The sequence below is a fragment of the Nocardioides conyzicola genome (assembly GCF_039543825.1).
Classification (GTDB): Bacteria; Actinomycetota; Actinomycetes; order Propionibacteriales; family Nocardioidaceae; genus Nocardioides; species Nocardioides conyzicola.
Map to the genome: position 1 here is coordinate 304,751 of NZ_BAABKM010000001.1, position 24,085 is coordinate 328,835.

Sequence of the window (24,085 nt, forward strand, 5' to 3'; positions counted from 1 at the left end):
GCTTGCCCTTTCCATAGTCAGGTGCTTGGGTTCTGGCTATGAACAACCAAAGTCAGGTACGCCGGCAAGCGCTGGTGACCGCGATCCTGGTCGGCTCCGCCTTCCTCGCCGGGGTCGACCTCTTCATCGTCAACGTCGCCTTCGACGAGATCGGCCACGACTTCGCGGCCGCCGCGCACCCGCCGACGCTCTCCCAGCTCAGCTGGATCCTCAACGCGTACGCCGTGATCTTCGCCGCGCTGCTGGTCCCGATGGGGCGGCTCACCGACCGCTACGGCCGCAAGGCAGGCTTCGTGCTCGGCATCGCGGTGTTCACGGCGGCCAGCGCCGCGTGCGCGCTGAGCGGGAACGTCTGGGAGCTGGTCGCCTTCCGCGGGCTGCAGGCCGTCGGCGCCGCGGCGATGACGCCGGCCAGCCTGGGGCTGCTGCTGGCCGCGCTGCCGCCCGAGCGCAAGGCCCCGGCCGCTCGGCTGTGGGCGACGACCGGCGCCCTCGCGGCGGCCTTCGGTCCCGCGGTCGGCGGTGGCCTGGTCCAGCTGTCGTGGCACTGGGCCTTCTGGATCAACGTGCCGATCGGCCTCGCGCTGATCGCCGGCGCGATCCGCTACGTCCCCGACGTCCGCCACAACGTCGGCGCGCCCCGCCCCGACCTCACCGGCGCCCTGGTCCTTGCGGTCGCCGTCGGCGCGCTGGTGCTCGGGCTCGTCCAGGGCCCGAGCTGGGGCTGCACCGCCGGGGTGCTGGGCTCCTTCGCGGTCGCCGCCATCGGGCTCGCGACGTTCGCGTGGCAGACCGCGCACCACCCGTCGCCGGTCGTCGACCCTGCGCTGCTGCGGGTGCGCGCCTTCGCCTGGGCCAACGGCGCGACCCTGGTCTTCAACACCGGCTTCGGCATCAGCCTGCTCGCCGGCATCCTGTGGATGCAGCAGGTCTGGGACTACTCCGCGCTCCGCACCGGCTTCGCGGTCGCGGCCGGCCCGTTGTTCGTGCCGGTCACCTCGATCCTGTCGCAGCGGCTCTTCCCGCGAGCCCGCCCCAGCCTCCTCGTCACGGTCGGCGCCCTGGTCGCCGCGGCCGGTGCGACCCTGATGGCGGTCCGGCTCGACGAGCAGCCGTCGTACTGGACCACGTTCTTCCCGGGCTGGGCCGTCGTCGGCATCGCGGTCGGACTGGTGATGCCCAACCTGATCGCCGCAGCGACGTCCACGCTGCCGCCCGCCCAGGCGTCCACCGGCGGCGGGGTGATCTCGATGTCGCGGCAGCTGGGCCTGGTGCTCGGGGTCAGCATCCTGGTGAGCATGCTCGGCGGCTCGGGGCCGGCCTCCGGGACCTTCACCGCCGCCTGGCTGGTGGTGGCGGCCGCGTCCGTGCTGGCCGCCGCATCGGCGTACGCCATGGAGGCGAGCCGCCGTCGCCCCGTCGCCGAGGCCGAGCCGGCTCCGTTTGCCCCGGCGAGCACCCGGGAAACCGGGTGACGTGCCGACGAGCCGGACAACCGCGACCCTGACGCTGAGGCAGGGTCGTGCCGACGAGACCGTGGCCACCGCAGGCTGGACCCGCCTGGTGGCGACCCTCGCCGCTCGGGCCGCAGGGCGGGTCGAGGTCGACGTAGGCCTGGTCACGACCACCTTCCGCGGCAGCACGGAGCGCCTCGACCGGGTCCGGGCCTGGCTCGACGCTCCCGACCTCACCGATCTGGACGCCGTACGCCGCGAGCTCGCCGCCGACCCGCCCGACGTCGGAGCCGTCGAGGTCGCCCTCCTGGTCCGCTACGGCGCGCAGGGCCCGGGTCTAGCGGGCCTCGGCGAGACCGGTCTGGGCTCGGTGACGCCCGATGCCCTGCGCGCGCACGTCGAGCGCTGCCTGGCGGGGACACCGCCGGCAGCGGTGCGCATCCCCCGCGACCCGGCGTACTCGCACGGCTACGCCTACGGGACGTCCGTGGTGATCGCCAGCGGCGTCGTGCCGGTGGACGCGGCCGACGCGCTGGGCGAGGACCTGGCGCGCGCACTGCGCGAGGAGGTCGGCGGGACCGGCGAGGAGGCGCCCTGGTGGCGGGCCGAGCAGGTCGACGCCGACCATGCGGTCCTCGTGGTCGCCGGTTGGCGGACCCGCAGCACGACGAGCCGGTGGCGGGAGGCACGGCCCCTGCTGCTCGACGAGGTCGGCCTGCCGGGCGCGACGGACTTCGCCGAGACCCTGCTCGTCGGCGCCCACCCGAAGGTGCTCGACTTCGTGCTCGGCGTCCCGGAGGCCGGGTGGCAGCACGCCCCCAGCGAGGGCACGGGGTATCGCCACCGGGGCAACGAGCAGCACCACCTGCGCGTCGACGGCCGCGGGGTCCACTTCGACTACGGCTGGGGCGGGCCGTTCTTCCCGGCCGATCAGCTGGCCGCCGTGCTCGCGCACCCGGGTGGGGCGCGGACCCTCGTCGCCCAGGACGGGCTGAACATGACGGTGCAGCCGCAGGACTGGCGGGACGGAGCCGGCGCGGTCGCCGAGATCGACGAGCTCGCCGGGTCCCGCCTCCTCCCCCAGCTCACGGACCCCGCGGCGGAACGGGAGCAACGGCTGCCGGGGCCGCCGCGGGTGCCGGAGCCGCGGACGACGGTTGCGCTGCTGGTCGGCGCCTTCGCCCTGTTGCTCGCCCTGGTCGTCAGCGTCGTGGTGGCGTTCACCCTGGCCGACGTCCCGCCGACGCCGTTCGTGCTGGTCGGCGGGGTCGCGGCGCTCACGGCCGGCCTGGTGGTCCGCAGGCGCGCCCGACGCGCGGAGGGCTGACCCAACCGATCCGGCGGTCACCGCATCTACCGTGGTGACCCGCTCGAGGAGGATTGATGGCGAGACCGCCCAGGACGCTGACGGACGAGGAGTTCGCGGAGTTCGTGCATGCCAGCTGGCCCGGGCTCTATCGGACGGCGTACCTGATGCTGGGTGACCACCAGCTCGCCGAGGACCTCGTCCAGACGTCCCTCGCCAAGACCTACGCCTCCTGGCGCCAGGTCAAGGAGCCCGCCGCCGCCCCGGCGTACGCCCGGGTGGTGCTCGCCAACACCGCCGCCTCCTGGTTCCGACGCCGTGGCTGGCGCAACGAGCACCCGACGGAGCACCTCCCCGACAGCGGCACCGACCACGACCTCACCACGCGGACCGCGGTCGTCGACGCACTCGCCACTCTCGCCCCGCGCCAGCGCGCCGTCGTGGTGCTCCGCTACTACGACGACCTCTCCGTGCGCGAGGTCGCCCAGGCCCTCGGCATCAGCGAGGGCACCGTCAAGAGCCAGACCTCCGACGCACTGGCCCGACTGCGCGACGTCCTAAGCGACGAGGCCGCCTCGGTCAGCGTCCCCACCGTCGACCCGGTCGCCGTGGTCGGCAACGGTCGCCGGATCCAGCGCGACCGCCGGGTCCGCGTCGCCGCTGCGGTCTCCGCAGTCGTCGCGGTGGTCGTTGTGATCGTCGCCGCCGTCGCTGCTCCGGGAGGCGACCGCGCGGACGAGATTCCGCCCACCCACACTGGAGAGTCGAAGGACTGGGCGGTGGCGTCGGGGTCGACCGTCCAGCTCGGCTCGGGGTCCGTCATCGACCTCGATGACGGACCGGTCGGCTATCTCTTCTCCACGTCTGCCGGGCTGCTGGTGAACTACGGCAAGGACGGCGCGCCCTGGAGTGGCAGCTCGCGATGGACGGTCATCGCGCCCGACGGCAGCACCTCCGACTTCACCCTCGACGTCGGGGACCAGCTCACCGACACCGACCCGTCCCAGCCGTACGTCGTCTACGTCGAGGCAACCGGGTCACCCACCGCGTGGGACGTCGTGGTGCGTGACCTCCGCACCAACGAGGTCACGGACACCATCCGGGTCGACGGATCCTTCAGCTGGGCGGACGACGGCGGGGTCCCGGACGCCTTCGTGGACCGGGACCACGTCTACCTGAGCCTGGACGAGACCGCGGTCGACGTGGACCTGACGACGCGCCAGGTGTCGCCGATCGACACCTTGCCCGCGAAGACGCCGCTGACGGTGGACGGCGGGCTGACGATCCTCTTCAGCGGCGACCTGGACGCCCATGCGGAAGTGGTCGACATCGACACGGGCGAGGCCCTGATGGACTACGACCAGGGAGACCGCTACCTGCAGCTGTCGCCCGACGGCCAACACGTCGCCGCCCTGCCACGTCGCTCCTGCAGCGACGTCGACGCGTGCACCTTCGACCTTCCGACGGCGTTCGTCTACGACCTCACCACGGACAAGCGGGTCGAGATCGACGTCGAGGGCTCCTCCACCGGCTGGACCCTCGACGGTGACCTCGTGCGGGTGACCAAGGACGACGTGTCCGTGTGCGACGCGGACGGCGGCGGCTGCAGCTCGACGCCCCTCCAGGTCGGGGCGGACAACCCCGTGGTGGCCGACACGGTCAACTGGTGAGTCCTACTCCGCGGCCGGCGGCGGCCCATCGGCGAGCAGCGCCTTGAACCCGTCCTCGTCGAGGATCGGTACGCCGAGCTGCTCGGCCTTGTCGGCCTTGGAGCCCGCGTTGTCGCCGACCACGACGTAGTCGGTCTTCTTCGACACCGATCCGGCGGCCTTGCCGCCGCGCGACAGGATCGCCTCCTTGGCGGAGTCGCGGCTGAAGTCGACCAGCGAGCCGGTCACCACGACGGTCAGTCCCTCCAGGGTGCGGTCGATCGACTCGTCGCGCTCGTCCTCCATGGAGACCCCAGACCGTTCCCACTTCTCGACGATCGCGGCGTGCCACGGCTCCTTGAACCACTCGATCACCGCCTCGGCGATGGTCGGTCCGACGCCCTCGGCGGCGGCCAGCTGCTCCTCGGTCGCCGCCCGGATCGCGGCCATCGACCCGAACTCCTGCGCGAGCGCCCGCGCCGCGCTCGGCCCGACGTGTCGGACCGACAGGGCCACCAGCACCCGCCAGAGCGGGACGTCCTTGCGCGCACCGAGGTTGTCGAGCAGTCGCTGGCCGTTGGCGCTGAGCTGCGGTCCCTCCTCGCCCTTCTTCGGGGCGCGGGTGAAGAGCGGCGCCTTCAGCAGCTGCTCGGGCGTGAGGTCGAAGACGTCGCCCTCGTTGGTGATCACCCCGGCGTCGAGCAGCGCGACCGCCGCCTCGTAGCCGAGACCCTCGATGTCGAAGGCGTTGCGGCTGGCCACGAAGAACACCCGCTCGCGCACCTGGCCGGGACACTTCTCGTGGTTGGGGCAGCGGAGGTCCTTGTCGCCCTCCTTCTGCTCGGCCAGCGGGGTCCGACAGGACGGGCACGTCGTGGGCATCCTCCAGGGCCGCAGGCCCTTCGGCCGCAGTGCCAGCACCGGGCCGAGGATCTCCGGGATCACGTCGCCGGCCTTGCGCAGGATCACGGTGTCGCCGGGGCGGACGTCCTTGCGCTTGACCTCGTGCGCGTTGTGCAGGGTGGCGTTCTCGACGGTCGAGCCGGCGACCAGGGTCGGCTCCATGACGCCGTACGGCGTGACGCGGCCGGTCCGACCCACGTTGACCCTGATGTCCAGGAGCTTGGTGTTGACCTCCTCGGGCGGGTACTTGAAGGCGATCGCCCACCGCGGCGCCCGGCTGGTCGAGCCGAGGCGGCGCTGGAGCGAGACGTCGTCGACCTTCACCACGACCCCGTCGATCTCGTAGGGCACGATCGTGTGGCGGTGCTCGCCGGCGTGCTCGATGTAGGCCTCGACGTCCTTGAGGGTCGGCACCACCTTGACCTGCTCGCTCACCGGCAGACCCCAGGCCCGGAGCGCCTCGTAGGCGTGCGACTGCGCCTGGGGCTCGAAGCCACGCCGCTCGCCGATCCCGTGGCAGACCATGTCGAGCGCGCGGCTCGCGGTGACGCGCGGGTCCTTCTGGCGCAGCGACCCGGCCGCGGAGTTGCGGGGGTTGGCGAACGGCGCCTTGCCCGCCTCGAGCAGCGAGTCGTTGAGCCGCTCGAACGCCTCGACCGGCAGGAACACCTCGCCGCGCACCTCGATCAGGTCGGGCACCGGGAACTCGTCGCTGCCGGTCAGCCGGTCGGGCACCGACTCGATCGTGCGCACGTTGGGCGTGACGTCCTCGCCGGTGCTGCCGTCGCCGCGGGTCAGCGCCCGCTGGAGCCGGCCGCCCTCGTAGAGCAGGTTGATGGCGAGCCCGTCGACCTTCAGCTCGCAGAGCAGGGCGGGAGCCTCGACGCCGTCGCGGGCCAGGCGGGCGTGCCACGACTCGAGCTCCTCGAAGGAGAACGCGTTGTCGAGGCTCTCCATCCGGCGCAGGTGGTCGACCGCGGTGAACTCCGTCGAGACCGCTCCGCCGACCTTCTGCGTCGGCGAGTCCGGCGTACGCAGCTCGGGGAACTCCTCCTCCAGCGCCTCCAGCCGGCGCAGCCGCTTGTCGAAGTCCGCGTCGTCGAGCGTCGGGCTGTCGAGCACGTAGTAGCGCCAGCGCGCGTCCTCGATCTCCTCGGCGACCCGGCGGTGCTCCTCGCGCGCCTCGACGGAGGCGGCGTCGACCTGGGCATCCACGGCGGGCTCGGAGGGGGTGGTCATGCCCGCATTCTGCCGCGCCGTACCGACACCGCCGACGACCGGTGGACGCCCCGAAAAAAATTCTGAGAAAAAACCCGCTTGGCCGGAATGAACCGACCGACCTACGCTGTTCCTGATGAAACGAAACCGTTTCGTTTCATCCAGGTTAACGGCTGCCGAACACCGTGAGGAGGACTCCCGTGACACCGAGCGAACGCCCCCGCATCGAGGGTGACCGTGAGCAGGAGATCCTCGACGCCACGCTCGAGGTGCTGGGGGACGTCGGTTACGACCGGCTCACGATGGACGCCGTCGCCGCGCGGGCCAAGGCCTCCAAGGCGACGCTCTATCGGCGGTGGACCAACAAGGTCAGCCTGGTGATCGAGGCGCTCCAGCACACCAAGGGACCCCAGGAGATCCCGGACACGGGTTCTCTCCGCGGTGACCTCCAGCAGGTCTTCTGCGGTGTCGGCGGTCTCTCCGACCCCACGTCCATCTCGACCTTCGCCAGCGTGCTGACCGCGATCTCCCGGGACGCGGCCTTCGCGGAGGCGTTCCGCACCGAGGTCATCGGCCCCAAGATCGCGGTCTCCCGCAAGCTCTGGGAACGCGCCCGCGACCGGGGCGAGCTCCGCCCGGACGCAGACCTCGACCTGCTCGAGCCGGCGCTCGCCGGCATCATCCTCCATCGCGTCTTCGTGATGGGCGAGGTCCCCGACCTCGACGTGATCACCCGTGTGATCGACCAAATCATCCTGCCGGCCGCCACCCGCGACCCGGCCTCGCTCCAGACGACCCAAAGGAAGACTGATGACTGAAGTCGCCAGCACCGAGGCGATCCACACGGCCTCGGGCAAGAAGTTGAACCTCGGATGGGCCCTCGTGCTCATCTCCATGGCGCAGCTGATGGTGGTGCTCGACGCCTCCATCGCCAACATCGCCCTGCCCTACATCGGCGCCGACCTGAACATCAGCAGCGCCAACCTGACGTGGATCGTCACGGGCTACGCACTGGCCTTCGGTGGCCTGCTGCTGCTCGGCGGTCGCCTGGGTGACCTCTACGGCCGCCGCAAGGTCTTCATGATCGGCCTGTCGGTCTTCGCGATCGCCTCGCTGCTCGGTGGCCTCGCGCAGAGCGAGGCCCTGCTGCTCGCCTCGCGCGGTCTCCAGGGTCTCGGTGCGGCGCTCGCGTCGCCCGCAGCCCTGGCGCTGATCACCACGACGTTCCCCGCCGGCCCCGCCCGCAACCGGGCCTTCGCGGTGTACGCCGCGATGTCCGGCGCCGGCGCTGCCGTCGGCCTGATCCTCGGTGGCTGGCTGACCGGCACCAACAGCTTCCTCGGGCTGGTCGACATCGACGGATGGCGGATGACGTTCCTCATCAACGTCCCGATCGGCCTGATCGCGGCGGCGCTCGCGCCCCGCTTCCTCAACGAGTCCGAGTCGCACCCCGGCCAGCTCGACGTCCCCGGCGCCATCACCGGCACCCTCGGCCTGCTCGGCCTGGTCTACGGCTTCAGCCGCGCCGGCGAGGCCGCGCACGGCTGGGACGACCCGTGGACCATCGCGTCTCTCGCGGCCGGTGTCGTGCTGCTCGCGGCGTTCGCGTTCGTCGAGTCCCGCGTGAAGCACCCGCTCCTGCCGGTCCGGGTCTTCGCCAACCGCACCCGAGCCACCAGCTTCCTGGTGATGATGGTCGTCCCGGCGGCGATGTTCGCGATGTTCTACTTCCTGAGCCTCTTCATCCAGCTGGTGATGGGCTACAGCCCGCTGCACGCCGGCTTCGCGTTCCTGCCGTTCTCGTTCGGCATCGTGATCGGCGCGGGCCTGTCGTCCAACCTCGTCAACCGGATCGACGCCCGCTACATCGCCGGCGTCGGCACCCTGATGGCCGCGGTCGCCCTGGTGGGCTTCTCCCGGATCTCCGTGCCGGACTCGGCCGGCGGCGTCCTCTCGGCGATGCAGGGCGGCAGCCTCGGCGACAGCGTCAACTACTGGACGTCGATCTTCCCCTTCATCGTGCTGATGTCGATCGGCATGGGCGCGGTCTTCGTGCCGCTCACCCTCACCGCGGTGCACCACCTCCGCTCCGAGGACTCGGGCATCGGCTCCGGCGTGCTCAACACGATGCAGCAGGTCGGCGGCGCCCTCGGCCTGGCGATCCTGAGCACCGTCGCCCTGAGCGCGGCCTCCGACAAGAAGTCCGAGCTGGCCAGCGCGTTCACCCAGCAGGGCCTGCCGAAGGAGCAGGTGAGCCAGCTGGCCTACCTGGGCTCGTTCACCAACGGCGCGACGGCGGCCTTCCTGGTCGGCGCGGGCCTGATCACGCTCGGCTCGCTCGCGACCTGGCTGTTCCTGAACGTCAAGCACCAGGAGCTCGCCACCGACGGTCCCGAGGACGTCCCGGTCCACGTCGGCTGACCGGACGCACTGCCGAAGCGGGTCGTCCGCCTCTCGAGGGTCTCTAGACCCACGTGAGGCGGACGACCCGTTCGTGCGTTCAGGACAGGGCGTCCTCGATGGCCTGGATGAACGCCGGCAGGTCGTCGGGGTTGCGGCTGGTGATGAGGTTGCCGTCGACGACGACCTCCTCGTCCACCCAGGTGCCGCCGGCGTTGCGTACGTCGTCGGCCAGGCTCGGGTAGCTGGTCAGGCGACGGCCCTGGACGAGACCGGCCGAGACCAGCAGCCAGGGGCCGTGGCAGATGACCGCCAGCGGCAGCTCGTCGGCCATCGCCTGGCGGACGATGTCCTGCGCGCGCTCCTCCACCCGGATGTGGTCGGCGTTGATCGTGCCGCCCGGGACGACCACCGCATCGACGGAGCCGACGTCTAGCTCGTCGAGCGTGCCGTCGACGTCGACCTTCTGGGTCGGCGTCGTGTCGCCCTCGACCGCCTGGATCGGGTCGGTCCCGGTCGAGTACACCTTCACCTCGGCACCCGCGGCACGCAGCGCGTCGCGCGGCTTGACGAGCTCGGCCTCCTCGAAGAAGTCGGTCGCGATGATGGCTACCTTCTTGCCGTTGAGATCACTCATGCCCGGTCGGTACCCGACGCGTCCGCCGGGATGCGTCAGTCGGTGAGGTGAGCGGCGGCCTTCGCCAGCAGCTCGAGCGCCTGGCGGGACCACGCCGGCGAGGCGCCCGCGAGCCCGCAGGTCGGGGTGAGCACGAGCCGCTCCCCCACCTCCGTCGGGTCGAGTCCGAGCATGTCGAGCCAGCGCAGCACCCGCTCGGTGATCTCCGTGTCCGTGGGGGCGGCCGCCGGGTCGAGGGTGGGTACGACGCCGAGCGCGACCGTGTCGCCGGCCTCCAGTGCCTCGCCGAGCGCGTCGTGGTCGGCGGCGGTCATCAGGCCGAGGTCGACCGAGATCCCGCGGGCGCCCGACGTGCGCAGCAACGGCAGCGGCGTGCCGGACGCGCACGTGTGCACCCACGGCTCGGCTCCCGCCTCGGTGACGGCGTCGAGCACCCACGCCAGCGCCTCCGAGGCCTCCGGCGGGTGCACCATCCGGTGCCGGCCGAAGCCGGACGCGGTCGGGACCTTCGCACCGAGGACGGCCGCCAGGGCCGGCTCGTCGACCTGGACGACTAGGCGGTCCACGCCCGGCAGCCGGCGGCGTACGTCGGCGACGTGGACCCGCAGGCCCTCGGCCAGCGCCTGGGCCAGCTCGCGCCGGGCACCGAAGTCGCTGAGCACCTTGTCGCCACGGGGCTTCTCGACCGTCGCGGCGAGCGTCCACGGCCCGGCGACCTGGATCTTGAACGCGCCGGTGTAGCCGTCGGTCAGGTCCTCGAGCGTGTCGAGGTCCTGGCCGAGCAGGCTGCGCGCGCGCCGGTGGTCGACGCCGGCGGCGTCGGTGAGCCGCCACCCGGCCGGCTGGAGGTCGGCACCGAGCTCGGCCATCACGGCCAGCGCGCGACCGGTCATGTTCGCGATGGCCCCGCGGCCCGGGACCTCCGGCAGGTGCGGCAGGTCCGGCAGCTGGTCGAGGACCAGGCGGACCGCGTCGTCGTACGCCGCCTGGTCGTCGCCGGGCATCGAGCCGATGCCGCTGGCGATCGTCATGCTGAGACCCGCTGGGTGGCGGCGATCGTGGCGGACCCGACGACCCGGGTGCCGTCGTAGATCACCGCGGCCTGGCCGGGTGCGATGCCGTACGCCGGGTCGAGCAGCTCGACCTCGACCCCCTGGTCGGTTCGCACCACCACCGCGCGGTGCTCGTCGCCGTGGGCGCGGAGCTGGACCGTCCCCTCGAGACGCGAGGGCACCGAGCCGCACCAGCGCGGCCGGACGCCGGTGAGCCGGTCGACCGCCAGGTGCTCGCGGGGGCCGACGGTCACGGTCCCGGACACGGGCTCGATGTCGAGCACGAACCGTGCCTTGCCGTCGGCAGCCGGACGCCCGAGCCGCAGGCCCTTGCGCTGGCCGATCGTGAACCCGTAGGTCCCGTCGTGCCGGCCGAGCACCTCGCCAGCCTCGTCGAGGATCTCGCCCTCGTGGTTGGGCGCCTTGTCGCCGAGCTTCTCGCGCAGCCAGCCGGCGTTGTCGCCGTCGGCGACGAAGCAGATGTCGTGGCTGTCGGGCTTGTCGGCGACCAGCAGGCCCCGCCGCGCCGCCTCGAGGCGGACGTCGGCCTTGGTCGAGTCCCCGAGCGGGAAGAGCGAGTGCGCGAGCTGCTGCTGGTCGAGCACGCCGAGCACGTAGGACTGGTCCTTGCCGTGGTCGACCGCGCGGTGCATCTCGATCAGCCCGTCGGCGCCGGTGCGCAGCTGGGCGTAGTGACCGGTCGCGACGGCGTCGAAGCCCAGCGCCAGCGCCCGGTCGAGGACGGCGGCGAACTTGATCTTCTCGTTGCAGCGCAGGCACGGGTTGGGGGTGCGCCCGGCGGCGTACTCGTCCATGAAGTCCTCGACCACGTCCTCGTGGAAGCGCTCGGACAGGTCCCAGACGTAGAACGGGATGCCGATGACGTCGGCGGCCCGGCGCGCGTCGTTGGCGTCCTCGATGGTGCAGCAGCCGCGGGCTCCGGAGCGGTACGACGCCGGGTTGCGCGACAGCGCCAGGTGGATGCCGGTGACGTCGTGGCCGGCCTCGACCGCGCGGGCGGCGGCGACGGCGGAGTCGACGCCGCCGGACATGGCAGCGACCACCTTCATGGGCGCAGCCTCATCGGTGCGCTGCCCGGGCCCGTTCGACGACGGGGACGATGGCCTCCACGACGGCGTCGACGTCGTCCTGGGTCGAGGTGTGGCCGAGCGAGAAGCGCAGCGAGTGCCGCGCGGCCTCGTCGTCACGGCCCATCGCCAGCAGCACGTGCGAGGGCTGCGGGACCCCGGCGGAGCAGGCCGAGCCGGTGGAGCACTCGATGCCGCGGGCGTCGAGGAGCATCAGCAGCGAGTCACCCTCGCAGCCGGGGAAGCCCAGGTGCGCGTTGCCGGGCAGCCGCTCCCCGCTGTCGAGCGCGGGGCCGTGGAGGTGGGCGTCGGGCACGGCCTGGATGACCCGGCGCACCAGGTCGTCGCGCAGCGCGCCGACGCGGCCGGCGTGCTCGGCCTGCTGCTTGACGGCGAGCTCGACGGCGGCGGCGAAGCCGGCGATCGCCGGCGGGTCGATGGTGCCGCTGCGGATGTCCCGCTCCTGGCCGCCACCGTGGACCAGCGGCGTGACGTCGAGCTCGCGGCGTACGACGAGCGCGCCCACGCCGAAGGGCCCACCCACCTTGTGACCGGTGAGGGTCAGCGCGTCGACGCCCGACCGGGCGAAGGCGACGGGCACCGATCCGACCGCCTGGACGGCGTCGGTGTGCACCGGGATGCCGTGCTCGGCGGCGATCGCCACGACCTCGTCGATCGGCTGCAGCGTGCCGACCTCGTTGTTGGCCCACATCACCGAGATCAGCGCGACCGAGCCCGGGTCACGCTCGACGGCGGCGCGGAAGGCGTCGACGTCGAGGCGGCCCTGGGAGTCCACGGGCAGCGACCACACCGCGGCGCCCTCGGCCTCCTCCAACCAGTGCAGCGGGTCGAGCACCGCGTGGTGCTCGACCGACGTGGCGAGGATGCGGGTACGCCGCGGGTCCGCGGCCCGACGCGACCAGTAGACGCCCTTGAGCGCCAGGTTGTCGGCCTCGGTCCCGCCGGAGGTGAAGACGAGCTCGCCGGGCCGGCAGTCGAGGGCCTGCGCGATGGTCTCGCGGGCCTCCTCGACGACCCGGCGCGCGTGCCGCCCGGAGGCGTGCAGGGAGCTCGGGTTGCCGACCTCGAGCAGGTGCGCCGTCATCGCCTCCACCGCCGCCGGGACCATCGGGGTGGTCGCAGCGTGGTCGAGGTAGACGGTCCGGTCGTTCATGGCAACGACCAGCGTACGGCGATCAGCTGGAGACTGCCGAAGCGAGGTTGCCCAACGAGTCCTCGAGCGCCGACTGCGGGACCAGCGGGAAGCCGATCTTGGCCAGCAGGGCCTGGTCGGTGACCTTGCCCCAGTCGTAGGTCAGGGTGACCGCCGTGGCGTCGGAACCCTCCGCCTTCAGCTCCCAGACCCACTCCCATCCGGGCGGCTCGGTGCCGGCGGGCGCGGTCTGCCAGGCGAGCAGGTGGTTCTTGTCGTAGCCGGTGACCGTGTTGTCGGTCTGGTAGTCGCCACCCATGTGGGGACCGGACATGTTCATCCGGAAGACCTGGCCGGTCGCGGTGATCCGGTCGGACTTCTCGTCGCTCAGGACGAAGCCGGACCCGTCGAGCTCGGCGTGGCGCTCCGGGTTGGACAGCACGTTGAAGAGGTCCTGCGACGAGGCGTCGATGGTGCGCTGGACGGAGATGCTCGTATCGGTGGTCATGCCTCCACCGTTGCTCGCCGGGACGGGCAACTCAAGGTTTAGATGCGCGACGGCCCGGTGCCGAGGCACCGGGCCGTCGTCGTACGGCGTCGTCGGGTGGTTACTTGACGACCTTGAGCTTGCCGAGCTTGGTCGGCGCTCCCTTGACCACCGTGCACGGCGCGTTGTTGAGCAGCGGGTTGCCGTTCTGGTCCTTGGCCGTGAACTTGAACGACTTCGGGATGGACACGACGTACGTGCCCGGCTTCTTGATCTTGAAGGCGCTGGCGGTGCCGGCAGCCTTGATCTTCATGGGGCCGCTGGCCGGCACGTTCGTGGCCGGGAACTTGACGCCCTTGACCGCGACCTTGGTGGTGCCCACCGACGCCTTCACGCCGCTCGCGGAGCCCGACAGGCTGGTGATGCCGACGGTGCGCATCAACGTGGCCAGGCTCTCCGGGATGACCACCAGCAGCTTGACCGGCTTGGCCGCCACCAACTTGTTCTTCTTGACCTTGGCCGGCAGGACCATCGTCGTGGTCACCCCGACCTCCTGGGCGCCGAAGTCCGTCTGGCAGCTGTAGCTGCTCTTGAGCGAGGCCGTCTTGGCCTCGGCCGCGGGTGCGGCGACGAGTACGGCGGCCGCGGCGAGTGCCGCGGTCCCACCGACGGCGGCGAAACGGGTGCGCATGGCAACAGACAACTTCTTGCTCCCTCCGAGGGCGCCCCCTCCCGGGGCGCGTCTTTTAGTCCACTACCCGTCCGGAATTCATGCAAACCCGAGTTGCAACATCTGTCCGGGACAGCGGTCGCCCCGACGTCACTTGAGGGCGACGGTCGCCACCACGCCCCGGTGGTCACTGCCGGGGACACCGACCGTCGTCATGCCCAGCGCGGCCAGGCGGTCGCCGACCAGGACGTGGTCGATCTGCGCCAGCGGCATCCCCAGGACGTCGAACGCGCCGTCGGCGGGCCAGGTCGGGTGCCACCCGTCGTTGGCCAGCTCCCCCACGTCGCGGTAGCCGCGGTCGGCCAGGGTGCGCAGCGACCGGTGGTCGACGGTCGCGTTGAAGTCACCGACGACGAGGTCGGGCTCGCCGTCCGTCACGGACCGGACGACGGCGGCCTGGTCCTTCGTCCAGCCGTCGACGTCGACGGGGTACGTCGGGTGCACGGCCTGAACGCGGAGGTCACCCAGGTCGAAGCTCCAGCTGCCCAGGGCGGTGGGCAGGCGCTCCGAGTCGGTCAGCGGGGTCTGCGCGAACGCCATCGTCCCGCTCGCCATGCTGCCGGCCAGTCCCACCCGGTAGGGCAGCAGGTCGCGCAGACCGGCGCGGTCCATGTCGGCCAGCACGGCCGGCGTGACCTCCTGGAGCACCAGCAGGTCGACGTGCTGGTCGTTCGCGGTGCGCACCACCTCGATGCCGTCGGCATCGCCGAGGCGGAGGTTGGCCGTCATCACGACGATCGGGGTCGCGCCGGCCGCGGCCGGAGGGTTGGCACCGGTCACCTGCGGGGCGTACCACCACCCGTGCAGCAGCAGCCCCGCCAGCGCGACCAGCGCGAGCGGCAGCGCGGCGGTGCGCCAGCGGCGGCGTACGGCGAGCCGGGCCAGCGCGAGCAGCAGCGCCACGGCATACAGCGGGAGCGCCAGCGGCGTGAAGGCCACCAGCTCGACCGCGACGCGGAGGTCGGGCTCGGTCAGGCGGGCAGCGGTGATCGCCAGCGCCGGCAGCAGCGCGAGCGCGACCACGACCCAGAAGGCCACCATTCGCGCACGCACGCGCCGAACCTACCGGGCGCTGTCAGAGCAGCACGAGGTCGTCGCGGTGCACGACCTCGCGCTCGTAGCCCGCGCCCAGCTCGCGCTTGAGGTCGCTGGAGGTCCGGCCGAGCAGCTGCGGGAGCTCCTCGGCGTCGAAGTTCACCAGGCCGCGGGCGATCGGGGTGCCGTCGGGCGCCGCGATGTCCACGGGCTCGCCGGCGTGGAAGGTGCCCTCGACGGCGGTGATGCCCGCGGCGAGGAGCGAGGCCCGCCGCTCGACCACGGCGCGCACCGCGCCGGCGTCGAGCACGAGCGTGCCCTTGGGCTCGGTGGCGTGGGCCAGCCAGAGCAGGCGGGTCGGGCGACGGCGCCCCGTGGTGTGGAAGAGGGTGCCGACCGGCTCACCGGACAGCGCGGCGCTCGCGTTGTCGGCCGAGGTGAGCACCACGGGGATGCCCGCCCCGGTGGCGATCCGGGCGGCGTCGACCTTGGTCTGCATGCCGCCCGTCCCGAGACCGGCCGCGCCGGTCCTCCCGATGCGGACGTCGCCGAGCGCGTCGACCGAGGTCACCTCGGAGATCAGGGTGCTGCCAGGGGACGCCGGGTCGGCGTCGTACAGGCCGTCGACGTCGCTGAGCAGGACCAGCAGGTCCGCGTGCACGAGGTGGGCGACCAGCGCCGCCAGCCGGTCGTTGTCGCCGAACCGGATCTCGCTGGTCGCGACCGTGTCGTTCTCGTTGACGATCGGCAGGACGCCGTACTCGAGGAGCTTGGCGAAGGTCTGGTAGGCGTTGCGGTAGTGCGAGCGCCGGGTCACGTCGTCGACGGTCAGCAGGATCTGCCCGGCGATCACGCCGTGCCGGGCGAGCTCCTCGGTGTAGCGGTGGACCAGCAACCCCTGGCCCACGGACGCGGCCGCCTGCTGCGCGGGCAGCGCCTTGGGCCGCTTCTTCAGCCCGAGCGGGGAGAGCCCCGCCGCGATCGCACCCGAGGAGACCAGCACGACCTCGGCCCCGTCGACCCGCAGCTTGGCCAGCACGTCGACGAGCGCACGGACCCGGCCGGGGTCGATGCCGCCGGCCGCGGTCGTCAGGGAGGAGGACCCGACCTTGACGACGATCCGCTTCGCCTCGGTCACCTGGGGGCGGGAGGTCATTCCTTGCCGGGGTCGTTCTCGGCCCAGTCGGGGTCGTCGGCGCTGCCGACCACGTAGGACTTGGGCCCGTAGGTCTCGGGCTTGTCCAGGCGACGGGCGACGTCGGCTCGCGTCTCGCCCTCGGCCCGCTCGGGCAGGCCCTCCTGGATCGCCCGGCGGCGGTGGGCCGCGGGCCGGTCGTCGGCGAAGCGCTGGTCCTCGCCGCGGCGGCTGAGGATCTCGACGCCGGCGTCGATGCCGGGCTTGAAGTCGAAGACCACGGCGTTGTCGGGGTCGCCGATGAGGACGGCGTCGCCCTCCTCCGCGCCCAGCTTGAGCAGCCGGGTCTCGACACCGAGACGGTTGAGCCGGTCGGCCAGGAAGCCGACGGCCTCGTCGTTGCTGAAGTCGGTCTGCCGGATCCAGCGCTCGGGCTTCTCGCCACGCACCCGCCAGCCGTCCTGGGTCTTGGTGATCGTGAACTCTTCCTTGCCGTCCGCCGACGGCGGACGCAGCACGATCCGGGTGGCCTCGACGGCGGGCGTCTCGGCGCGCTTCGCCTCGACGATCGCGGCCATCGCGAAGGTCAGCTCGCGCGTCCCTTCGCCGGAGGCGGCCGAGATCTCGAAGACGTCGAGACCGCGCTCGCGCAGCTCCTGGACCACGAAGCCGGCGATGTCGCGGCCGTCGGGCACGTCGACCTTGTTGAGGGCGACCAGGCGCGGCCGGTCCTCGAGCCCGCCGTACCGGCTCAGCTCGAGCTCGATGATGTCCAGGTCGTCGACCGGGTTGCGGTGGGGCTCGATGCTGGCGGTGTCGACGACGTGCACGATGGCGGCGCAGCGCTCGATGTGGCGCAGGAAGTCGTGGCCGAGGCCACGACCGTCGCTCGCGCCCTCGATCAGGCCGGGTACGTCGGCGACGGTGAACGTGGTGTCACCCGCGGTGACCACGCCGAGGTTGGGCACCAGGGTCGTGAACGGGTAGTCGGCGATCTTGGGCCGAGCCCGGGAGATTGCGGCGATCAGGCTGGACTTGCCGGCGCTCGGGAAGCCGACCAGGCCGATGTCGGCCACGACCTTGAGCTCGAGGACGATCTCGAGCTCGTCGCCAGGCTCGCCGAGCAGCGCGAAGCCGGGCGCCTTGCGCTTGGAGGAGGCGAGCGCCGCGTTGCCGAGGCCGCCGCGGCCGCCCTGCGCGACCACGAGCTCGGTGCCGGGGCCGACGAGGTCGGCGAGCACGTTGCCCTGCGGGTCGGTCACCAGGGTGCCGTCGGGGACCGGCAGCACCAGGTCGGAGCCGTGGCCGCCGTTCTTGTGGTCACCGGCGCCGTGGCCGCCGGACTCGGCGCTGCGCTTCGGGCTGTGGTGGTAGTCGATCAGGGTCGTGACGTCGGGGTCGACCCGCAGGATCACCGAGCCGCCGGGGCCGCCGTTGCCGCCGTCGGGACCGCCGAGCGGCTTGAACTTCTCGCGGTGGACCGAGGCCACACCGTGCCCGCCACGGCCGGCGCTGATGTGCAGCGACACCCGATCGACGAAGGTGGGTACTGCCATGGTCTCTCCTGAGAAAATGATCGAAGGACGTCCCGAGTTTCAGGGACGCCCTTCGATGGTGAAGCGAATGTGGGTGAGCGTCAGGTCACTCGCCCGGGACGACGTTCACGACGCGGCGACCGCGACGCGTGCCGAACTCGACGGCACCCGCGACGAGCGCGAACAGGGTGTCGTCGCCGCCCCGGCCGACGCCGGCGCCCGGGTGGAAGTGGGTGCCACGCTGGCGCACGATGATCTCGCCCGCGTTGACGACCTGGCCGCCGTACCGCTTGACGCCGAGGCGCTGGGAGTTGGAGTCGCGGCCGTTCTTGGTGGACGCGGCGCCCTTCTTGTGAGCCATGAGTTCAGTCCTTTGTGCGCTGCGAGCGGTGCCGGAGAGGCAGGGCTCAGAGGGAGATGTCGGTGACCTTGACCTGGGTGTACTTCTGGCGGTGACCCTGGCGCTTCTTGTAGCCGGTCTTGTTCTTGTACTTCTGGATGATGATCTTCGGGCCCTTGGTCAGACCGACGACCTCGACGGTCACCGACGCCTTGTCCAGCGCCTTCGCGTCGGACGTGACGGTCTCGCCGTCGACGACGAGGACCACGGGAAGCTTGACCGAGTCGCCGGCCGCCGTGGTGATCTTGTCGATCTCGATGACGTCACCGACGACAACCTTCTGCTGCTTGGCGCCTGCGCGCACGATCGCGTACACCGCGGTCTCCTTCATCGATCTTGCTGAGCTGGATGGAACGTCTGGGTCTGGCAGGTCTGTCCGGGGCACAACGCTTGGGCGGCGCCGCACAGAGACAGGCGCACAGAATGCGCACCGAGGGTCAATAGTACGGACGAGCGCGGCTTACGGCAAAACAGCGCCGCGCCTGGGCCCTCAGCGCTTGCGCGTGCCCTTCTTCTTGATCGGGACGTGCTCGACGTGCGGGTGGTCGCCGTCCAGGTCGCCCCCGACCGAGGCGCCCGGGTCCGAGCCCGCGGTCCCCGGCTCGACCGAGCCGTGCTCCGGCGGCACGCCCACGCTGCCCACGACTCCCGACGGCGAGGACGCGGGGTCCTCGGCGACGGGCGGTCCGGCGGGTCGGCGAGCCGACCGGCCTCGGGTGCGGGTGACGACCTTCGGGGGCTCCGGCGGCGCCGGGGGCGTCACGACGGGCTCCTCGATCACGGGGGCCTCGACGACCGGCTCCTCGACGGCGGGCTCCTCGACGGCCGGCTCCTCGACGGCCGGGGCCGCCTCCACCACGACGGGTGCGGGCTCTGCCGCCGGCCGCGGCGTGCTGCTGCGGCGACGGCTGCGCGTCGTCACCTTCGGGGCCGCCGGCTCGACGGGCTGCTCGGGCGTCTCGTCGGGCTCGACCACCGGGGTCGGCTCGACCTCTGCCTCGGCCACCTGCGTGGCGACGTCGTCGACCGGGGTGGACTCGTCGGCGTGGCCGTCGTGCTCGTCGTGCTCGGAGTGCTCCGGGCGGGCCATGGCGGCGACGTCCTTCGGCGAGGGCGGCTTCGCTCCCCCACCGTTGCCCGCGTGGCCGCCGTCGTGGCCGCCGGCCTGGTCGTCCTGGCCGCGGCCGCGGCCGCGACCACGTCGGCCACCGCCACCGCCACCGCCGCCTCCGCCGCCCCCGCGGCGCGGCTCGTCGTCCGAGCCGTCCTTCGGGGTGACCGGGGTGTCCTGGATGATCACGCCACGGCCCTGGCAGTGTGGGCAGTTCTCGCTGAACGCCTCGACCAGGCCGGTGCCGATCCGCTTGCGGGTCATCTGCACCAGACCGAGCGAGGTGACCTCGGCGACCTGGTGGCGGGTGCGGTCCCGGCCGAGGCACTCGACCAGGCGCCGGAGCACGAGGTCGCGGTTGGACTCGAGGACCATGTCGATGAAGTCGACGACGATGATGCCGCCGATGTCGCGCAGCCGGAGCTGACGCACGACCTCCTCGGCCGCCTCCAGGTTGTTCTTGGTGACGGTCTCCTCGAGGTTGCCCCCGGAGCCGGTGAACTTGCCGGTGTTGACGTCGACGACGGTCATCGCCTCGGTGCGGTCGATCACCAGCGAGCCACCCGAGGGCAGCCAGACCTTGCGGTCGAGGCCCTTGGCGATCTGCTCCTCGATGCGGTACTCCGCGAAGACGTCGGCCTTGCCGCCACGACCGTTGGCGCCGGGCTCGTAGCGCTCGAGGCGCTCCTCGAGGTCGGGGGCCACCTGCGCGACGTACCCCTGCACGGTGTCCCAGGCGTCGTCGCCCTGGATGACCAGCTTGGAGAAGTCCTCGGTGAACAGGTCGCGGACGACCTTCAGGGTCAGGTCCGGCTCGCCGTACAGGAGCTGCGGGGCGTTGCCCTTGAGCTTGCCCTCGATGTCCTCCCAGCGCGCCTTGAGCCGCTCGACGTCGCGGGTCAGCTCGTCCTCGCTGGCGCCCTCGGCGGCGGTCCGCACGATGACACCGGCGGTGTCCGGGACGATCTCCTTGAGCAGCGTCTTGAGGCGGTTGCGCTCGGTGTCGGGCAGCTTGCGGGAGATGCCGCTGGTCGTGCCGTCCGGTACGTAGACCAGGAACCGGCCGGCCAGGCTGACCTGGCTGGTGAGCCGGGCACCCTTGTGGCCGATCGGGTCCTTGCTCACCTGGACCAGGATCGTCTGCCCGGAGGACAGGAACGACTCGATCTTGCGGGGCTGGCCGTCCTTGTGCCCGAGCGCCGACCAGTTGACCTCACCGGCGTAGAGGACCGCGTTGCGGCCCTTGCCGATGTCGATGAACGCGGCCTCCATGGAGGGCAGCACGTTCTGGACGCGGCCGAGGTAGACGTTGCCGATCAGCGACGTCTGCGACGCGCGGGCGACGTAGTGCTCGACGAGGACCTTGTCCTCGAGGACGCCGATCTGGGTCAGGTCCTCGCGCTGGCGCACGACCATGACCCGGTCGACGGACTCGCGGCGGGCCAGGAACTCGGCCTCGCTGGCGATCGGCGCCCGGCGGCGACCGGCCTCGCGGCCCTCGCGGCGGCGCTGCTTCTTGGCCTCCAGGCGGGTGGAACCCTGGATCGAGGTGATCTCGTCCTCGGCGGAGCGCTGGCGGCGGACCCGGGTGACGGTGTTGTCCGGGTCGTCCCCGCCACCGTCCTCGCCATCACCGGCGCGCCGGCGGCGGCGCCGGCGCCGCGACGACGGGCTGTCGCCGCCGCCGTCCTCGCCACCAGCGGAGGAGTCGTCACCGGCCGCGGCGGTCTCGTCCTTGGCGGCCGCGTCGTCGGAGTCGTCGGCGTCGTTGTCGGAGTCGCCGGAGCCGTCGCCCGAGCTCTCGCCGGGCTTGCGCCGGCGGCGGCCACCGCGACGGCGACGGCGGCGGGCGGGGCCGGAGCCGTCGCCCGACTGGTCGTCGCCCTCGTCGGACTCGTCGGACTCGTCCTCGGCCGTCGCGTCGGTGGCCTCGTCCTCGTCGGCGGGCCGGGTCTGCTTGGGCGCCGACTTCTTCTTCGGCTTCTGCTGACGCGGCTGGGCGGGCGGCTGCTCGGCGCCCTCCGCGTCGTCGGTGGTCTCGCTGGGCTCGGACGCCTCGGCGGTGGCCTCGACAGCGGCGGCCGCGGTCTTGCGCGTGCGCCGGGCCGGGGCCTTCTTGGGGGCGTCGGGCGCCTGGAAGAGCAGCGCGGTGGCCGCCGTGTCCTCGGCGGGGGCGTCGGGCGCCGCGTCGCCCGTGGGCGCGTCAGCAGCCACCTTGGCGGTGGTCTTCTTGGCCGCCGCCTTCTTCGCGGGTGCGCGCTTGGCGGCCTTCTTGGCCGGTGGTGCGTCGACGCCGAGGTCGAGCTGGCCGTCGCCGGCCGGCTCGGCAGCGGGCTCGGCGACCGCCTTCTTGGCGGCCGCCTTCTTCGCTGGCGCCTTCTTGGCCGCCGCCTTCTTGGCGGGGGCCTTCTTGGCCGCCGCCTTCTTGGCCGGCTTCTCAGCTGCCGTGGCGGGGGCGGTGGTCTCTTCGGCCTGGAGGTCGTCGGCCATGTGGTGCGCTCCTAGCGCCCAGCGGCTCGCGCCGGGCGGTCCGACGCCATCCGCCCGGGTGCTCAGGGCGGACGACGCAAAGCCTTCGTGTGGCGGCGACACCCTCCGCAGGTGCGTCACCCGGGAGCACCGTCCGGCGCCTGCCGCGGTCGAGGGTCCGGGCCCGGTAGGGCCACTCGGTTGGTCGCTGTCACCGACCCGCCGGCCGCGTCGCGGTCTGGCGACGATCGAGCCTCAAGGTGTGCCGGGCCACAGGGGGACCGGCCGAGAACGTCGTCGGGTCACACCGATCTGTCCGGTGCAACCACGGCGAGTATCGCACACGACACACCGGGATCCACCACCGTCAGTCCTTGAGCGGGTCGCCGATCTCGCCGGTGGCCGCGTCGAGGGGGCCCTGGGCGAGCCTGGTGAGCAGCGGCGAGCCCGTGATGACGAGGTCCGTGAGGGCACCGAGACCGGTCAGCACGTCGTCGGGCCGGACGGCCGGTACGGCGTGTCGCAGCACCAGGTCCAGACGGGTGCCGTCACCGTGGGCGGCCGCCGAGAGCGCAATGACCGCGGACCGGCAGTCGAACTCCCGCAGCCCCTTCTTGGTCATCCGCTCGACCGTCACCGACTCGGCCGCCAGGAACGTCGCGACCGCGGCGGCGCACACGTCGGGGTCGGCGGCCAGGTCGACCAGCCAGTGACTGCCCGTCAGCAGGTCGGCGAGCGAGCCGCCGGCCGACTCCACGACCTCGAGCACGTCGAGCCCGACGGGCAGCGCCTCCACCAGCAGGGCGTGGATGGCCGCGGGGTCGACGACCTGGGCGAGGCCGATCTCGACGTACTCCGCCTCGCTGGCGGCACCGGTCGGCGAGGCGCCGGCGTACGAGATGCGCGGGTGCGGGTTGAAGCCCGACGAGTACGCCATGGGGAGCCGGGCCCGGAAGATCGCCCGCTCGAAGGCCCGGCTGAAGTCACGGTGGCTGGTGAACCGGAGCCGGCCGCGCTTGGCGTAGCGGATCCGGAGCCGCTGGACCGGCGGGGCTTGTTGTTCGGGCTGCTCACGCACCGGCCAAGGTTACGGCTGGAGGGCGGTCTTCATCGCAATCGACGGGTAGACCGTGCTCACCCGGTGGCCGTCGAGCCAGGACGTCAGACGCCCGGCCTCGGCATCCAGCGCGGCCCGGGCCTCGGCACCGACGTCCTCGAGGAGGTGCAGCACGACGACGCCGTCGGGGTCCTGCACCCAGCACCCGACGATCCGCCCGTCCCACCACGCGGTGGTGCCGACGTTGCCGTTGGTGTCGAAGAGCAGCGGGCCGTGCGGGCCGAGGTAGAAGTCACGCTCCTTCCAGCCCATCACCGTCGGGTCGAGGACGGGCAGCAGGGCGGCCCACGGCGCGACGACGGGCGCCTCGTCCAGGTCGTCGGGCAGCACCCACCCCGTGGCGCCGTCGTCGAGCCCGACCTCGACGGCGCCGACGTCGGCCAGCGCGGCGCGGACGGCGGACTTGGTCGAGCCGAACCACCAGACGAGGTCGGCCTCGGTGCCGGGCCCGAAGGTGGCCAGCCAGCGGCGGACCAGCTCGGCGTACCCCTCCCGCTCCTTCAGCGGCTCGGGCACACCGTCCCCGTCCTGGCCGAGCCAGGTCTCCATCGCGGTCCACTGCGGCCGGGCCGTGCGCCAGTGACCGGCGTTGCGGCCGCGCACGATCCTGGCCTCGACCCCGAGCTGGGTCAGCACCCGGGGCGCGATCGGGACGTTGGCACCGTAGGACTTGCCGGGCGACATCTCGAGGCGGCCGGCGAGCTCGGGGACCTCGTCCCGGAGCTGCTGGGCGGACAGCTCGGCACCGCCGGCGAGGCGCGCGAGGGTGGCCCGCTCGGCGGCGTCGATCCAGGCGTCGCCGTCGGTGGCGATGCCGGCGGCCGCGACCTCCTTGGCCAACCGGGTCCGCAGGGCAGTGGCGACGCGCGCCGACGCGCTCCCCCACGCCGCCGGCAGCAGGTCGCGCGGGAAGACGAAGAGCGTGCGCCGCATCGCGAGCTGCTTGACCAGGGTGCGGTCGTCGTACAGCGCGCGGTCGACGTCGGCGACCGTGACGCCCTCGACCCGTGCCCACAGCGACAGGTAGACGCTCGGCGCCTCGGTGGCGTGCAGGACGGTCATGGCCCGGGTCGCCGACTCGGGGTCGGCGGCGCGATGGCCGGGAGCCAGGGCGTGGCGCCGCGCCAGTCGATGGCGTCTTTCGCTGTCACTGACCTGCCGCATGGGGACATCCTGCCGAAGACCGCCGACGTCGTTGCTGAGAGC

The 24,085-nt window shown here is 72.4% G+C and carries 19 protein-coding genes and 1 pseudogene; 5 read left to right on the forward strand and 15 right to left on the reverse strand.

Annotated features, from left to right (window positions below; genetic code table 11):
* Window positions 1-38: 38 nt before the first annotated feature.
* The 3 genes from ABEA34_RS01520 (at window position 39) to ABEA34_RS01530 (ending at window position 4,430) form a co-directional block, all read left to right on the forward strand.
* On the forward strand, window positions 39-1,475 hold the full coding sequence (locus tag ABEA34_RS01520; RefSeq protein WP_345518519.1) for an MFS transporter: 1,437 nt from the start codon (window positions 39-41) through the stop codon (window positions 1,473-1,475).
* Between the two features lie 61 nt (window positions 1,476-1,536).
* Window positions 1,537-2,781, forward strand: a complete 1,245-nt coding sequence (locus ABEA34_RS01525) for a hypothetical protein (protein WP_345518521.1) — start codon at window positions 1,537-1,539, stop codon at window positions 2,779-2,781.
* Between the two features lie 56 nt (window positions 2,782-2,837).
* Window positions 2,838-4,430 carry a SigE family RNA polymerase sigma factor gene (locus ABEA34_RS01530; RefSeq protein ID WP_345518523.1) on the forward strand — a complete coding sequence of 531 codons (1,593 nt, stop codon included), beginning with the start codon at window positions 2,838-2,840 and terminating at the stop codon, window positions 4,428-4,430.
* Window positions 4,431-4,433: 3 nt separating this feature from the next.
* Here ABEA34_RS01530 and ligA read toward each other — a convergent pair whose 3' ends face one another.
* Window positions 4,434-6,551 carry an NAD-dependent DNA ligase LigA gene (ligA, locus tag ABEA34_RS01535; RefSeq protein ID WP_345518525.1) on the reverse strand — a complete coding sequence of 706 codons (2,118 nt, stop codon included), beginning with the start codon at window positions 6,549-6,551 and terminating at the stop codon, window positions 4,434-4,436.
* A gap of 179 nt (window positions 6,552-6,730) precedes the next feature.
* On the opposite strand from ligA, the gene ABEA34_RS01540 reads away from it, so the two are divergent.
* Complete coding sequence (locus ABEA34_RS01540) at window positions 6,731-7,348, forward strand: TetR/AcrR family transcriptional regulator (RefSeq protein ID WP_345518527.1); 618 nt, start codon at window positions 6,731-6,733, stop codon at window positions 7,346-7,348.
* Window positions 7,341-8,951, forward strand: a complete 1,611-nt coding sequence (locus tag ABEA34_RS01545) for an MFS transporter (RefSeq protein ID WP_345518529.1) — start codon at window positions 7,341-7,343, stop codon at window positions 8,949-8,951. Before ABEA34_RS01540 ends, ABEA34_RS01545 begins: the two co-directional genes overlap by 8 nt.
* 79 nt (window positions 8,952-9,030) lie before the next feature.
* Here ABEA34_RS01545 and ABEA34_RS01550 read toward each other — a convergent pair whose 3' ends face one another.
* The 14 genes and pseudogenes from ABEA34_RS01550 to ABEA34_RS01615 form a co-directional block, all read right to left on the reverse strand.
* A complete protein-coding gene (locus ABEA34_RS01550; RefSeq protein WP_345518531.1) occupies window positions 9,031-9,567 on the reverse strand; it encodes a type 1 glutamine amidotransferase domain-containing protein in 537 nt (178 codons plus the stop codon).
* 35 nt (window positions 9,568-9,602) lie between these two features.
* The gene (locus tag ABEA34_RS01555; RefSeq protein WP_345518533.1) at window positions 9,603-10,598 is read right to left on the reverse strand and encodes a uroporphyrinogen decarboxylase/cobalamine-independent methonine synthase family protein; all 996 of its coding nucleotides are present in this window, start codon (window positions 10,596-10,598) and stop codon (window positions 9,603-9,605) included.
* A complete protein-coding gene (mnmA, locus tag ABEA34_RS01560) occupies window positions 10,595-11,689 on the reverse strand; it encodes a tRNA 2-thiouridine(34) synthase MnmA (protein WP_345518535.1) in 1,095 nt (364 codons plus the stop codon). The genes ABEA34_RS01555 and mnmA overlap by 4 nt, the downstream gene beginning before the upstream one ends.
* Window positions 11,690-11,699: 10 nt before the next feature.
* On the reverse strand, window positions 11,700-12,881 hold the full coding sequence (locus ABEA34_RS01565) for a cysteine desulfurase family protein (RefSeq protein ID WP_345518537.1): 1,182 nt from the start codon (window positions 12,879-12,881) through the stop codon (window positions 11,700-11,702).
* A 22-nt stretch (window positions 12,882-12,903) separates the two neighbouring features.
* Window positions 12,904-13,368, reverse strand: a complete 465-nt coding sequence (locus tag ABEA34_RS01570) for an SRPBCC family protein (RefSeq protein WP_345518539.1) — start codon at window positions 13,366-13,368, stop codon at window positions 12,904-12,906.
* 100 nt (window positions 13,369-13,468) lie between these two features.
* Window positions 13,469-14,038, reverse strand: a complete 570-nt coding sequence (locus ABEA34_RS01575; protein ID WP_345518541.1) for a DUF6801 domain-containing protein — start codon at window positions 14,036-14,038, stop codon at window positions 13,469-13,471.
* A 129-nt stretch (window positions 14,039-14,167) separates the two neighbouring features.
* On the reverse strand, window positions 14,168-15,130 hold the full coding sequence (locus ABEA34_RS01580) for an endonuclease/exonuclease/phosphatase family protein (RefSeq protein ID WP_345518543.1): 963 nt from the start codon (window positions 15,128-15,130) through the stop codon (window positions 14,168-14,170).
* Between the two features lie 22 nt (window positions 15,131-15,152).
* A complete protein-coding gene (gene proB, locus ABEA34_RS01585) occupies window positions 15,153-16,268 on the reverse strand; it encodes a glutamate 5-kinase (RefSeq protein ID WP_345518544.1) in 1,116 nt (371 codons plus the stop codon).
* Window positions 16,265-17,803, reverse strand: coding sequence for a GTPase ObgE (obgE, locus tag ABEA34_RS01590; RefSeq protein WP_345518545.1), 1,539 nt, complete (start codon window positions 17,801-17,803; stop codon window positions 16,265-16,267). The genes proB and obgE overlap by 4 nt, the downstream gene beginning before the upstream one ends.
* An 85-nt stretch (window positions 17,804-17,888) precedes the next feature.
* Window positions 17,889-18,143: a 50S ribosomal protein L27 gene (gene rpmA / locus ABEA34_RS01595; RefSeq protein ID WP_345518548.1), complete on the reverse strand. Its 255-nt coding sequence runs from the start codon at window positions 18,141-18,143 to the stop codon at window positions 17,889-17,891.
* Window positions 18,144-18,189: 46 nt separating this feature from the next.
* Window positions 18,190-18,498 carry a 50S ribosomal protein L21 gene (gene rplU / locus ABEA34_RS01600; RefSeq protein ID WP_345519117.1) on the reverse strand — a complete coding sequence of 103 codons (309 nt, stop codon included), beginning with the start codon at window positions 18,496-18,498 and terminating at the stop codon, window positions 18,190-18,192.
* Window positions 18,499-19,341: 843 nt separating this feature from the next.
* Window positions 19,342-21,783: pseudogene (locus tag ABEA34_RS01605) on the reverse strand (Rne/Rng family ribonuclease); the annotation flags it as partial.
* 346 nt (window positions 21,784-22,129) lie between these two features.
* On the reverse strand, window positions 22,130-22,840 hold the full coding sequence (locus ABEA34_RS01610) for a TIGR03936 family radical SAM-associated protein (protein WP_345518552.1): 711 nt from the start codon (window positions 22,838-22,840) through the stop codon (window positions 22,130-22,132).
* Between the two features lie 9 nt (window positions 22,841-22,849).
* The gene (locus ABEA34_RS01615) at window positions 22,850-24,043 is read right to left on the reverse strand and encodes a winged helix DNA-binding domain-containing protein (RefSeq protein ID WP_345518554.1); all 1,194 of its coding nucleotides are present in this window, start codon (window positions 24,041-24,043) and stop codon (window positions 22,850-22,852) included.
* Window positions 24,044-24,085: the final 42 nt, after the last annotated feature.